Source organism: Citrobacter sp. Cf116, assembly GCF_030336505.1.
GTDB lineage: Bacteria > Pseudomonadota > Gammaproteobacteria > Enterobacterales > Enterobacteriaceae > Citrobacter > Citrobacter freundii.
On record NZ_JAOWEQ010000024.1, the window covers coordinates 267,740 to 280,201 of the forward strand.

The 12,462-nt window shown below is 53.0% G+C and carries 10 protein-coding genes and 1 riboswitch; of the genes, 5 read left to right on the forward strand and 5 right to left on the reverse strand.

Going from position 1 to position 12,462, the window contains the following annotated elements; genetic code table 11:
* Nucleotides 1-63: 63 nt before the first annotated feature.
* Nucleotides 64-2,106, forward strand: coding sequence for an oligopeptidase A (gene prlC, locus OGV74_RS02485; RefSeq protein ID WP_286520248.1), 2,043 nt, complete (start codon nucleotides 64-66; stop codon nucleotides 2,104-2,106).
* Nucleotides 2,107-2,114: 8 nt separating this feature from the next.
* Entirely contained in the window at nucleotides 2,115-2,864 is a 750-nt protein-coding gene (rsmJ, locus tag OGV74_RS02490; protein ID WP_003023353.1) for a 16S rRNA (guanine(1516)-N(2))-methyltransferase RsmJ, read from the forward strand.
* Nucleotides 2,865-2,969: 105 nt separating this feature from the next.
* On the opposite strand, the gene OGV74_RS02495 is transcribed toward rsmJ, so the two are convergent.
* Nucleotides 2,970-4,169: an NAD(P)/FAD-dependent oxidoreductase gene (locus OGV74_RS02495; RefSeq protein WP_086504654.1), complete on the reverse strand. Its 1,200-nt coding sequence runs from the start codon at nucleotides 4,167-4,169 to the stop codon at nucleotides 2,970-2,972.
* 232 nt (nucleotides 4,170-4,401) lie between these two features.
* Between OGV74_RS02495 and OGV74_RS02500 the strand changes: the two genes are divergently transcribed.
* Nucleotides 4,402-4,905, forward strand: a complete 504-nt coding sequence (locus tag OGV74_RS02500; RefSeq protein ID WP_003023361.1) for an RrF2 family transcriptional regulator — start codon at nucleotides 4,402-4,404, stop codon at nucleotides 4,903-4,905.
* A gap of 48 nt (nucleotides 4,906-4,953) precedes the next feature.
* Here the strand turns inward: OGV74_RS02500 and dtpB are convergent, their stop codons facing one another.
* A complete protein-coding gene (gene dtpB / locus OGV74_RS02505) occupies nucleotides 4,954-6,426 on the reverse strand; it encodes a dipeptide/tripeptide permease DtpB (protein ID WP_003023364.1) in 1,473 nt (490 codons plus the stop codon).
* Between the two features lie 281 nt (nucleotides 6,427-6,707).
* A complete protein-coding gene (gene uspA, locus OGV74_RS02510; protein WP_003023368.1) occupies nucleotides 6,708-7,145 on the reverse strand; it encodes a universal stress protein UspA in 438 nt (145 codons plus the stop codon).
* 392 nt (nucleotides 7,146-7,537) lie between these two features.
* Here uspA and uspB point away from each other — a divergent pair, with 392 nt between their 5' ends.
* Nucleotides 7,538-7,873, forward strand: a complete 336-nt coding sequence (gene uspB / locus OGV74_RS02515) for a universal stress protein UspB (RefSeq protein WP_003023371.1) — start codon at nucleotides 7,538-7,540, stop codon at nucleotides 7,871-7,873.
* Between the two features lie 64 nt (nucleotides 7,874-7,937).
* Here the strand turns inward: uspB and pitA are convergent, their stop codons facing one another.
* Nucleotides 7,938-9,437, reverse strand: a complete 1,500-nt coding sequence (gene pitA / locus OGV74_RS02520; protein WP_003023373.1) for an inorganic phosphate transporter PitA — start codon at nucleotides 9,435-9,437, stop codon at nucleotides 7,938-7,940.
* Between the two features lie 229 nt (nucleotides 9,438-9,666).
* Here pitA and OGV74_RS02525 point away from each other — a divergent pair, with 229 nt between their 5' ends.
* Nucleotides 9,667-10,860, forward strand: coding sequence for a BaiN/RdsA family NAD(P)/FAD-dependent oxidoreductase (locus OGV74_RS02525; RefSeq protein WP_003023377.1), 1,194 nt, complete (start codon nucleotides 9,667-9,669; stop codon nucleotides 10,858-10,860).
* Between the two features lie 38 nt (nucleotides 10,861-10,898).
* Here OGV74_RS02525 and OGV74_RS02530 read toward each other — a convergent pair whose 3' ends face one another.
* Complete coding sequence (locus OGV74_RS02530; RefSeq protein ID WP_003837796.1) at nucleotides 10,899-11,912, reverse strand: magnesium transporter; 1,014 nt, start codon at nucleotides 11,910-11,912, stop codon at nucleotides 10,899-10,901.
* 55 nt (nucleotides 11,913-11,967) lie between these two features.
* Nucleotides 11,968-12,151, reverse strand: a riboswitch (M-box (ykoK) riboswitch).
* Nucleotides 12,152-12,462: the final 311 nt, after the last annotated feature.

Genomic DNA, 12,462 nt, shown 5'->3' on the forward strand with positions numbered 1-12,462 from the left:
ACAAATTAATATGCACAGCGCCGGATACGCGCTTCATTCACTCTTTTCAACAGGACCGCGCTAATGACCAATCCATTGCTGACTCCCTTCGAACTGCCGCCGTTTTCTAAAATTCAGCCTGAGCATGTCGTGCCTGCCGTCACTAAGGCGCTGAACGATTGCCGCGAAAACGTTGAACGTGTGGTTGCGCAGGGCGCGCCGTACACCTGGGAAAATCTCTGCCAGCCGTTGGCGGAAGTTGACGATGTGCTGGGGCGTATTTTCTCTCCTGTTAGCCACCTGAACTCGGTGAAAAACAGCCCGGAACTGCGCGAAGCCTACGAACAAACGCTGCCGCTGCTGTCTGAATACAGCACCTGGGTTGGACAACATGAAGGCCTGTACAAAGCGTACCGCGACCTGCGTGATGGCGATCATTACGCCACCCTGAGTACCGCGCAGAAAAAAGCGGTCGATAACGCGCTGCGCGATTTTGAGCTTTCTGGTATCGGTCTGCCGAAGGAAAAACAGCAGCGTTATGGTGAAATCGCCACCCGTCTGTCTGAACTCGGCAACTTGTACAGCAATAACGTCCTTGATGCCACGATGGGGTGGACGAAGTTAGTCACCGATGAAGCCGAGCTGGCTGGTATGCCGGAAAGCGCGCTGGCTGCGGCGAAGGCCCAGGCGGAAGCCAAAGAGCAGGAAGGCTATCTGTTAACGCTGGATATCCCAAGCTACCTGCCGGTGATGACCTACTGTGACAACCAGGGACTGCGTGAAGAGATGTATCGCGCTTACTCCACGCGCGCGTCTGACCAGGGGCCGAACGCTGGCAAATGGGACAACAGCCCGATAATGGAAGAGATCCTTGCGCTGCGCCACGAACTGGCACAGCTGCTGGGCTTTGAAAGCTACGCCTTTAAATCTCTGGCTACCAAAATGGCGGAAAACCCGCAGCAGGTCCTCGACTTCCTGACCGATCTGGCGAAACGTGCCCGTCCGCAGGGGGAGAAAGAGCTGGCTCAGCTGCGCGCCTTCGCCAAAGCGGAATTTGGTGTTGATGAGCTGCAGCCGTGGGATATCGCTTACTACAGCGAGAAACAAAAACAGCACCTCTACAGCATCAGCGACGAGCAGCTGCGTCCTTATTTCCCGGAGAACAAAGCCGTTAACGGCCTGTTTGAAGTGGTTAAACGTATTTACGGCATTACCGCTAAGGAGCGCACCGATGTTGACGTCTGGCACCCGGAAATTCGTTTCTTCGAGCTGTATGACGAAAACAACGAGCTGCGCGGCAGCTTCTACCTCGACCTGTATGCCCGTGAACATAAACGCGGCGGGGCGTGGATGGATGACTGCGTCGGCCAGATGCGTAAAAGTGACGGCACGTTGCAAAAGCCGGTTGCCTACCTGACCTGTAACTTTAACCGTCCGGTGAACGGTAAACCTGCGCTGTTTACCCACGATGAAGTGATTACCCTGTTCCACGAGTTCGGCCACGGTCTGCACCATATGCTGACCCGTATCGAAACTGCCGGCGTTTCCGGTATCAACGGTGTGCCATGGGATGCGGTCGAACTGCCGAGCCAGTTTATGGAAAACTGGTGTTGGGAGCCGGAAGCGTTGGCGTTTATCTCCGGCCATTATGAAACCGGCGAACCGTTGCCGAAGGAACTGCTGGATAAAATGCTGGCGGCGAAAAACTACCAGGCGGCGCTGTTTATTCTGCGTCAACTGGAGTTCGGTCTGTTTGATTTCCGTCTGCACGCGGAATTTAACCCGCAGCAAGGGGCGAAAATCCTCGACACACTGGCCGAAATCAAGAAACAGGTCGCCGTGGTGCCGGGCCCAACCTGGGGCCGCTTCCCGCATGCCTTCAGCCACATTTTTGCTGGTGGCTACGCGGCGGGTTACTACAGCTATCTGTGGGCCGACGTGCTGGCGGCAGATGCCTTCTCTCGCTTCGAAGATGAAGGGATTTTCAACCGTCAAACCGGACAATCGTTCCTCGATAACATCCTCACCCGTGGCGGTTCTGAAGAGCCGATGGAACTGTTCAAACGCTTCCGTGGCCGCGAGCCACAGCTGGATGCGATGCTGGAGCATTACGGGATTAAAGGCTGATTATTCACGTGAAAATCTGCTTAGTCGATGAAACAGGCGCCGGAGACGGCGCCTTATCTGTTCTGGCCGCCCGCTGGGGACTGGAACACGATGAAGATAACCTGATGGCGCTGGTGATGACGACAGCACATCTGGAACTGCGCAAACGCGATGAACCTAAGCTCGGCGGTATCTTCGTCGATTTCGTGGGCGGTGCGATGGCCCATCGGCGCAAATTTGGCGGTGGCCGCGGTGAAGCGGTGGCGAAGGCGGTCGGCATTAAAGGCGATTACCTGCCGGATGTGGTCGATGCAACCGCAGGGCTGGGGCGCGATGCGTTTGTACTGGCCTCGGTAGGCTGTCGCGTACGAATGCTGGAACGTAATCCGGTGGTTGCTGCGCTGCTTGACGATGGCCTGGCGCGCGGGTATGCCGACCCGGAAATCGGTCCGTGGCTGCAGGAGCGTTTGCAGTTGATTCACGCGTCGAGCCTGACGGCGTTAACCGATATCACGCCGCGCCCGCAGGTGGTGTACCTCGACCCGATGTTCCCACATAAGCAGAAAAGCGCGCTGGTGAAAAAAGAGATGCGCGTGTTTCAGTCGCTGGTGGGGCCGGATCTGGATGCGGATGGGCTGCTGGAGCCTGCTCGTCAGTTAGCCACCAAACGAGTGGTGGTGAAGCGTCCGGACTACGCGCCGCCGCTGGCGGATGTCGCCACGCCGAACGCGGTAGTTACAAAAGGGCATCGGTTCGATATTTATGCGGGAACGGCATAGGCCAGATGGTCAGCTATAGTGCCCGATGGCGCTACGCTTATCGGGTCTACAGTTCGGTGCCGTTAGTAGGCCGGATAAGGCGGTAGCCGCATCCGGCATCACGGGTTAAACAAACGGTGCCAGCGGATCGGCAATCTCAAACGCTACCGCGCGGTCCGCCTTCGGCGGGTAAATCAGCTCGCTGACAATCGACACCTTCAGCTTTTTCGCTTCTGCGCGCGTCAGTTTCACCTGCTGATCCCATCCTTCGCTATACACCGCACCCCAGGCACCAAGATCCAGGCAGGTGACGTAGTTTTCCTGACGATATGGCAGTGGTGTTATGTTTAACAGGTCTGCCGCGGCATTATTACCGGCGAATTTACCCAGCAAGATGGCGTGCTGGCAGGTCATCAGCGCATGATTGCCTTTGTCGTCGGTGGCGGCGTAGGCTACATCGCCAGTGGCGTAGATATCATCGTGACCCACAACCTGTAGATTGGCATTGACATGCAGACGGCCCTGGCGATCGCGCGGGGCGTTAATCTGTGCTGTCAGGCTATTAGCCTGAACGCCGACGGTCCAGATAACTGTCTGGGAAGAAATCACCTGTCCATCTTTCAGCGTGACGCCAGAGGCATCCACGCATTCTACTTCCGCATTGACCAGCCACTCGACACCCAGTTCAGCAGAGGCTTCGATAATCACGTCACGTAATTCCTCGCTCCAGCGTCCGCCCGGCTGAGTGCCGCGTTCAACTACGACAACTCTGGTCTTAGCATCAGCGCCCAATATTTCGCGCAAACGACCTGGTAATTCCAGCGCCATTTCAATGCCGGTAAAGCCGCCGCCGCAGACCACTACCGTATTGCGAGCCTCACTTTCCGGTTGTAATGCCAGATCGTTAATGTGTTGCTCCAGTACGGCGGCGCTCTCAAGTTGGTCGAGGTCAAACGCGTGCTCGGCGGCACCGGTGACGGCGTCGCGGTTTACGTGACTTCCGCTGGCAAGCACCAGGCGGTCGTAGCGGCGCAGATGAATGTCACCGTTGGCATCTTTCCAGCTCACCTCTTTAGAGTCCGGGAGGATTTGCTCGACGTGACCTTGCAGGAAGTTGACGCCGGTAACGTCAAACAGCGGTTGCAGTGGTGCGACCAGCGTATGAACGGCGCTTTCATAAAAACGTGGGCGGACACGCAGCTCTGGCTGTGGCGCAATTACTGTAATATCAATGGCCTGCTGATGTTTATCCGCCAGTCGTGCGGCGCTTAATGCTGCCCACATACCGGCAAAGCCGGCGCCCACGATCAGAATTTGTTTACGCATTGGAGTTTTCTCACTGGTGACTACGAGTTATTTACTCGGATTTTATTTGTCGTAGTTATGAATTGCAATGCGATTGAGATCCTTTTTGCCTCAAAGGGTGAGGGTTTTTTATTATCTATTTGATAAATATGTATTTAAAGTTTTATTGTGAAGAGGGGTTACTTTGCTGTCTGGAATGAGTGAAACGAAAAAGCTACAATAAACTCAGATTAATTTTGACTGAGATAAGAGAATGGCATTCTACAGTTCTGGGGTTGAGTACGGCATTCATAGCCTGATGTGTATGGTCGACAGTAAGGGCGACGCGCGGGATATGAGCGTGCGGGAAATTGCCGAACTGCAAAGTGTGCCATATGACTATCTGGCAAAAATTTTCACCCGTCTGTCCAAAGCGGGTCTGGTGCGCAGCATTGAAGGCAAGGGCGGTGGTTTCCAGTTAGCTAAACCTGCTGAACACATCACTGTGCTGGATGTGGTGAATGCTATTGATGGTGATAAGCGCATCTTTGAATGTCGTGAAATTCGCCAGCGGTTGGCGGTATTTGAGGAGCATCCACCAGAGTGGGCCTGTGAAGGCATTTGTGGTGTGCGTTCGGTAATGGACATGGCCCAGCAGCGGATGGAAGAAGCGCTCGGTCAGCATACGATTCTGGACTTGGCGCGCAAAATGTACCGCAAAGCGCCGGACACCTTTGTGGTGGAAGTGCAGGAGTGGATAGACGCGCGTAAAGGGTAGTGAGTGAAAATGCCGGATAGGGCAATAGCCGCCATCCGGCACTGAAGGTTATTGTTCGGTGCTCGGCGTATTAATCATGCGGTTCAGCCATGGCACCATAATCGCCATCACCACCGTTACGGCCAGGGTCACCAGACCAATCTTACTGAAGACGTTGGTATAGATAGGCAGCGTTTGCAGCGGGTCGGTGATGTTCTCTGGTACGGCGGTGAACGTCGCGACATAACCCCCCATCAGGAAGGCTGCTGCCTGGGTCAGGAACCACATCCCGAGAATAAAGCCCATCAGGTGTTGTGGCACGAGAGCGGCGACCATAGCCAGCCCCAGGGCGCTAATCAGCAGTTCACCCAGGCTCTGGAACAGATACACCAGCACGATAAACCACGGCGACGTCAGCCCCTGCGCATCGGCAAACCACATTCCGGCTGCAGCGGCGGTCAGGAAACCCAGCGAGCACAGGAACATACCGAGCGTAAACTTCATCGGCATGGTCAGGTCTTTACCTTTGTTGCCCAGACGGGTATAGATTGCGGCCAGTACCGGACTCGCCAGTACCACCCAGAACGGGTTCAGCGCCTGGAAGCTTACCGGGTTGATGGCGAAACCAAGAATTTCATGGTGCACGTTATTGATAGCAAAGAAGTTCAGCGAAGTTGGCATCTGCGCGTACAGCACGTAGAACACCACCGCTTCCAGCATCAGGATAAAGGCCACAAACATTTTGTTGCGCCCGGTTTTATCCAGTTTGAAGGCCTGACGGAAGAAGATGATCGTCACGGCAATCGACAGGACGATCAGCACCAGGTTGGCAATCTGCACGTTGTGCATCAGCCAGGCGCAGATAAATACCATCACTACCGTTCCGGCCAGCACGCAGAATAGATTACGGAAATTCAGCGGCTTATGGTCTGGCTCTGAACCGATATTCTTCACCATTCCACGGCAGGCAAAGTAGACCAACAGCGCGACAATAAGCCCGGCCCCGCACAGATTATAGGTCACCGCATAGCCAAACTTATCGGCAATCACCGGTGCCAGCGACAACGACAGCAGTGAACCGATGTTAATCGACATATAAAACAGGGTGAAAGCACCGTCCAGACGGGCGTCTTTCGGTGGATAGCATTTTGACAGCAGGCTTGCCGGGTTGGCTTTAAACAGCCCATTACCGACGGCAATGGTACCCAAAGCAATAAAAATCAGGTCGGGCTTAAGCAGTGACATCCCGGTCATGAAGTAGCCGATCGCCAGCACAATGGCGCCGAGTACCAGCGTGCGCTTGGTACCTAACAGATGGTCGCCGACGTAGCCGCCGATCGAGATCAGGCCGTAGACCAGCGCGGCAAATGCACCAAAGGTGACAAATGCCTGTTCCTGCGAAAAACCGAGCTGCTTAACAAAAAATACCGCCAGGATGCCCTGAACGCCGTAATAGCCAAATCGTTCCCATAATTCCACAAAGAAGATCATGAAGAACGGACGAGGTTGCTGCAGCAAGCCCGTAGGTGCAGTTTTATTCATATTCCATCGCCTTTCAAAGCCATCCCGAAAAGTATGAACGCGTATGCTTAAACGCGCCGAAAAAGTCTTATTTTGTTATAGACTGCGGTTATTGGCCGCAGGAGTAGAGTATTATAGAGATGGTTTTCGATCCAATTAGTTGATCACACTAATTATGATTTATTTGTTGGATTGATGTACTAATTGTGTCTGAATGATAAAAACAAAAACGCCCGCAAAGGCGGGCGTTTACAGGCTTAACGACTTGTAGCGCGTCGGGTAATCTCCCGACGGCCAGCGTTTTATGCTTCTTCGTCGTCACGCAGCGGAACAATCAACATGTCGACGTGGACAGTGTTGATCAGTTGGCGCGCGGAGGACATTAGCTTGCTCCAGAAATCCTGGTGATGACCACAAACGACCAGATCCATGTCGTATTTTTTGATGGCATCAACCAGAACCTGACCCAGGTCGCCGCTACCGCTCAGGGTTTCGGTGATAGGGTAGCCTGCGTTGGTGGAAAGCTCGGTTAGCGCGTGGTGGGTTTCTTCAGAAATGCGTTTCTGCATGTCGCCCAGATTCACGTCGATAAGCCCGGTGTACAGGTCGGAATAGTTTACGTCAACGTGGATAAGGGAGACTTTAGCATTGTAAGGCCGCGCCATAGAGACCGCTTTTTCAACCAGAACTTTGCTTTCCGGAGAAAGATCAACCGCGATAAGAATGTGTTTATAAGCCATAGTGTTACTCCTTCCATAAGTTGTCGATGACTAGCCTGCTGGCGTTTACCTGCCGCCGCGTCATCCGCATCCTGCGAACCTTGCGCGCGGGGCTAGCCCAGTCGTAAAAACGTACCATATAAGGACTATCCTTACATTATAGCGACCAGGATAATCCGTCAATCCGCCTTGCTTGCCAAGCAGTTAAACAAATTTTTTAGTTAATTGCATTGATAGCGATTAACCTTCTGGCAAAAAAATTAACTAATCTCCTACACTATCTAGAGAGGCGTTCGGATGCGTGATACTAATACGAACGGTTCGGCTGTACTCTTCACTGAATGATTTGGCAGGGTATCGGGGAGCGGTAGTCCCGGAAAGGAGTTCCGTGGGCGGGTCGCCGGGGAGGAGGTATGATAAGCACCATTGCATTGTTCTGGGCTTTATGTGTCGTTTGCATTGTTAATATGGCGCGCTATTTTTCTTCGTTACGCGCACTGTTAGTGGTACTTCGTGGTTGCGATCCATTGCTTTACCAGTATGTAGATGGTGGGGGCTTTTTTACCTCGCATGGGCAACCGAACAAGCAGATGCGTCTGGTGTGGTATATCTACGCTCAGCGTTACCGCGATCATCATGATGATGAGTTTATTCGCCGCTGTGAGCGGGTTCGCGGTCAGTTCATCCTCACCAGCGCGCTATGTGGCCTGGTGCTAATCAGCATGGTTGCGCTGATTATCTGGCACTGATGCCAACGACAGATACAAAAAAAGCGGGTCAGAAAACTGACCCGCTTTTTTACCGTGCATTCGCTTAGATAAGCTTCAGAGAGAGCCAGTAAAGCCCGCCGGAAAGAAGAATTGCGGCTGGCAGGGTGAAGACCCAGGCCATCAGAATGCTGGTCACCGTTTTACGCTGTAAACCGCCGCCATCAACAACCATCGTCCCCGCAACGGAAGAAGAGAGAACGTGGGTGGTGGAAACGGGCATACCGGTGTAACTGGCGAGACCGATAGAGACTGCGGCAGTCATCTGTGCCGACATCCCCTGGGCATAGGTCATGCCTTTCTTACCGATTTTCTCACCAATGGTGGTGGCTACGCGACGCCAGCCGATCATGGTACCAATGCCCAGCGCCAGTGCGACGGCCATAATGATCCAGATAGGCGCGTACTCAATGGTGCTCAGCATGTCAGCTTTCAGTTTTTTCAGCAGACGCTGATCGTCAGTGCTTACGCCAGGCAGCTTAACCACTTTATCCGTGGTATCAGAGATGCACAGCATAATACGGCGCAGCTGACCACGCTGTTCGACGCTTAACTTGTCGTAGGTTTCCAGGTTCGCCAGCATACCTTTCGCACGTTCCAGCGCGTTGATGGTATTCGCCGGGTGGCAATGGAACTCTGTCGTCGTCGCTGGTGCCGCGTCCGTCGGGGACGGAATCAACTGGTCTACGCCTGTGGCCTGTTTAAGCAGGTCAGGACGCTGCTGGAAGAAGACTTCGACGTTATTGATGGCATCACGGGTACGGGTAATCTCGTAACCGGAAGCATTCATATTCACCACGAAGCCCGCAGGCGCTACGCCAATCAGCACCAGCATCACCAGACCAATGCCTTTCTGCCCGTCGTTAGCGCCATGAGAGAACGCCACGCCGATAGCGGAGAGGATTAGGGCAATACGCGTCCAGAACGGCGGCTTTTTCTTGCCATCTTTCTTTTCACGTTCTGCTGGCGTCAGGTGGATACGGGCACGTTTTTTTGTACCGCTCCAGTAGCGACGCAGAATGAAGATAAGACCGCCTGCAACCACCAGACCAACAATTGGCGAGATGATAAGCGAAGCAAAAATACCGATAACTTTCGGAATGTTAAGTGCATCCACTACCGAGGTGCCAGTCATCAGCGCATTGGTTAAACCAATACCGATAATGGCGCCAATCAGCGTGTGGGAGCTGGATGCAGGTAAACCAAAGTACCAGGTACCCAGGTTCCAGATAATTGCTGCCAGCAGCATGGAGAACACCATGGCAAGGCCATGTGACGATCCCATATTAAGCAGCAGATCCGTTGGTAGCATATGCACGATGGCATACGCCACGCTGAGACCGCCCAGCAAAACACCAAAGAAGTTGAACACCGCAGCCATGACCACCGCCAATTGCGAACGCATTGCACGGGTATAGATCACGGTTGCGACAGCATTGGCTGTATCATGGAAGCCGTTAATCGCTTCGTAGAACAGCACAAAAGCCAGAGCAAGCAATAGTAAAAGCCCGGTATGTAAATCCAGGCCAGCAAACAAATGTAGCATAGGACGTTACGCCATTTTGAGGACATGAACGCGGCGCATTATCAGTGACTTTGGCGGCGCGGGCAAAGTGAAATATAGAGTTTTTTTGATTTGTCTCCTGCTTTGTTTTACACCACTAAAGAATTATCCTATATATTTCAGTTAAATACCCTTTATCGGTAGTTTGGTGCTGGTGCGACCACTGAGGAATCTTTACAATTCACACCCGCTTTTTAGAGAGGATCGCAACGTGGAAAGGTTTGATACCGTTATTATAGGCGCTGGCGCAGCGGGTATGTTTTGTGCCGCGCAGGCAGGACAAGCAGGTAGTCGCGTACTGCTGATTGATAATGGTAAAAAGCCAGGGCGTAAGATTCTCATGTCTGGCGGGGGACGCTGCAACTTTACCAATCTTTATGTCGAGCCTGCCGCCTATTTGAGCCAAAACCCCCATTTTTGCAAATCGGCGCTGGCGCGTTACACGCAGTGGGATTTTATCGACCTGGTGGGCAAACACGGTATTGCCTGGCACGAAAAAACGCTAGGCCAGCTGTTCTGCGATGATTCCGCCCAACAAATTGTCGATATGCTGGTAGACGAGTGTGAAAAAGGTAACGTAACTATGCGGTTACGAAGCGAAGTTCTGAGCGTCGAGCGAGAGGGTGATGATTTCATTCTCGAATTGAACGGGATGATCGTGGGCACGAAAAAGCTGGTTATTGCCTCTGGTGGTCTCTCTATGCCGGGGCTGGGCGCGACGCCGTTTGGTTATAAAATTGCCGAACAGTTCGGTCTGAACGTATTGCCAACGCGCGCAGGACTGGTGCCCTTTACGTTGCATAAGCCACTGCTGGAGCAGCTTCAGGTGCTCTCTGGCGTGTCGGTCTCCTCTGTTATCACCGCCGAGGACGGCACCGTCTTTCGTGAAAATCTGCTCTTTACACACCGCGGGCTTTCTGGTCCGGCCGTACTGCAGATTTCCAGTTTTTGGCAGCCAGGCGAATTTGTCAGCATTAATTTGTTGCCGGATGTTGACCTTGCGAGCTTCCTCGATGACCAACGCAGCGCCCACCCTAATCAGAGCTTAAAGAATACGCTTGCTATGCAGTTGCCAAAACGGCTGGTGGAATGTTTACAGCAGTTAGGGCAAATCCCGGACGTCTCGCTGAAACAGCTTAACGTGCGCGATCAACAAACGCTGGTTGATACGCTGACCGATTGGCGGGTGCAGCCGAACGGTACGGAAGGGTATCGTACCGCTGAAGTCACGCTGGGCGGCGTTGATACCAATGAGCTTTCATCGCGCACGATGGAAGCACGTAAAGTGCCGGGACTCTATTTTATCGGCGAAGTGATGGACGTTACCGGCTGGTTGGGAGGCTATAACTTCCAGTGGGCATGGTCGAGCGCCTGGGCGTGTGCGCAAGATTTAGCGCCAGCCTGACTGTGACGCCCGACAACCTGAGCTGCCGGGCGTTATCATTAGTTCAGACCAAGAAAGTGCTGGGCGATTTTAAAGTAGATAATTAACCCGGTACCGTCGATAAGCGTGGCGATAAACGGGGCCGAAACCACGGCGGGATCAATGCCGATACGCTTGAGCACCATGGGGATCACTGATGACACCACGGCGCTCCACAGCGTAATGCAAACCAGCGTCAGGCTGACGATCAGCGTGATTTCCATGCCGATGCCCATCATCCACGCGCGTAAGCACCCTGCCAGACCCAGCGTCAGAGCGATCAGCAGCGAAGTTGAAACTTCTTTGCGGATCACCCGGCCCATATCGCGCAGCCGCACTTCTCCCAGCGCCATTGAACGTACCAGCGTCGAAGTGATCTGCGTACCGCTGTTGCCGCCAGTACCAATTAATAGCGGAATAAAAAAGGCCAGGGCAATTGCGGATTCCAGCGCCTCTTCAAAATGCTGAAGCACGCTGCTGGTATAGGCTTCTGCGACAAACAGCAGCAGGAGCCAGACCGAACGTTTTTTCCACAATGTCCACGGACTAATTTCCAGATAGGGTTTTTCCAGCGGTAGCGTGGCGCCCTGAAGCTGAACGTCTTCAGTAACATCATCTTCCTGTAGATGAGCGATCTCTTTTTCCATCAGACAACCGACCAGCTCACCTCTCTCAACGACAGCAACCAGATCGACTTCGCGTTCGGCTAACTCGGCAACGACCTGCGCCCGTTCATCATCAGGCTTTACATGAAATAAACAGCTGTCCGTAAGATGGTTGATGTTCAGCGACGTATCTTTTTCCTGCAATAAGCGCTTGATGGATAACACCCCGCGCAGCGCTTTTCCGGCCACAACAAAGACCTGGCCTGGGATGTCATCCGTTGTGAGTTGGGAGACAAAGTACTCGCGAGCGCCGTTCACGCTGAGATGGTCCGGCAGAGTAATAAAATCGGTGCGCATATATTGGGCGATAGCGTCGCCGTTGAAATCCGGCATAGGATGATGAGCGGCGCAGAGTGGCATAGATGACATGGTGTAATTCCCTATAAAAATCTCTCATAGGGGCGAACAAGACAGGGTTAGCACAGGCAGATCCCTACGTCCTGGTTTTAGCACTGAACAACGTATCTGTCCGATGGTGAAATCGTCAGAAGTTACCTTGGCAACACCTTGATTCGATGGATGCCTGTATTTCCCTGAGTGGTCTCTCTCGATACCAGCAGGGCGGTAACTTGTATTTGTACAGGAGCCTCGCCATAACGAGATCGGTAAATGAGCCGCTATTATAGGGATGCCTAATCATTGATTATGTTTATAGTTGCGATTGTTTATCAATCGTTGATATACGAAATATTTCTTGTGCCAGGGCTGAACTGGAAACGACAACCGAATAGACATATTGAATCCAGGTGTTAGTATTCAATAGACAGCAGTTATGAGTATGCGTGTTTCATTTCCGGCCAGGAACGCTGATGATGACAACATTACTACCCGATTTCACAGCATTTTCGTCACTCACTTCCTTCGCGGCGTGCGTTGCTATTACGCCTGTCCGCACTCTGGCCATTATTTCTCATTCCTT

Excerpts from the sequence above, each read along its gene's own strand:
- dtpB (WP_003023364.1), bottom strand. The coding sequence starts at position 6,426 with ATGAATAAAACTGCACCTACGGGCTTGCTGCAGCAACCTCGTCCGTTC.
- pitA (WP_003023373.1), bottom strand. The coding sequence starts at position 9,437 with ATGCTACATTTGTTTGCTGGCCTGGATTTACATACCGGGCTTTTACTA.
- prlC (WP_286520248.1), top strand. The coding sequence starts at position 64 with ATGACCAATCCATTGCTGACTCCCTTCGAACTGCCGCCGTTTTCTAAA.
- uspB (WP_003023371.1), top strand. The coding sequence starts at position 7,538 with ATGATAAGCACCATTGCATTGTTCTGGGCTTTATGTGTCGTTTGCATT.
- OGV74_RS02500 (WP_003023361.1), top strand. The coding sequence starts at position 4,402 with ATGGCATTCTACAGTTCTGGGGTTGAGTACGGCATTCATAGCCTGATG.
- OGV74_RS02495 (WP_086504654.1), bottom strand. The coding sequence starts at position 4,169 with ATGCGTAAACAAATTCTGATCGTGGGCGCCGGCTTTGCCGGTATGTGG.
- OGV74_RS02530 (WP_003837796.1), bottom strand. The coding sequence starts at position 11,912 with ATGTCATCTATGCCACTCTGCGCCGCTCATCATCCTATGCCGGATTTC.
- uspA (WP_003023368.1), bottom strand. The coding sequence starts at position 7,145 with ATGGCTTATAAACACATTCTTATCGCGGTTGATCTTTCTCCGGAAAGC.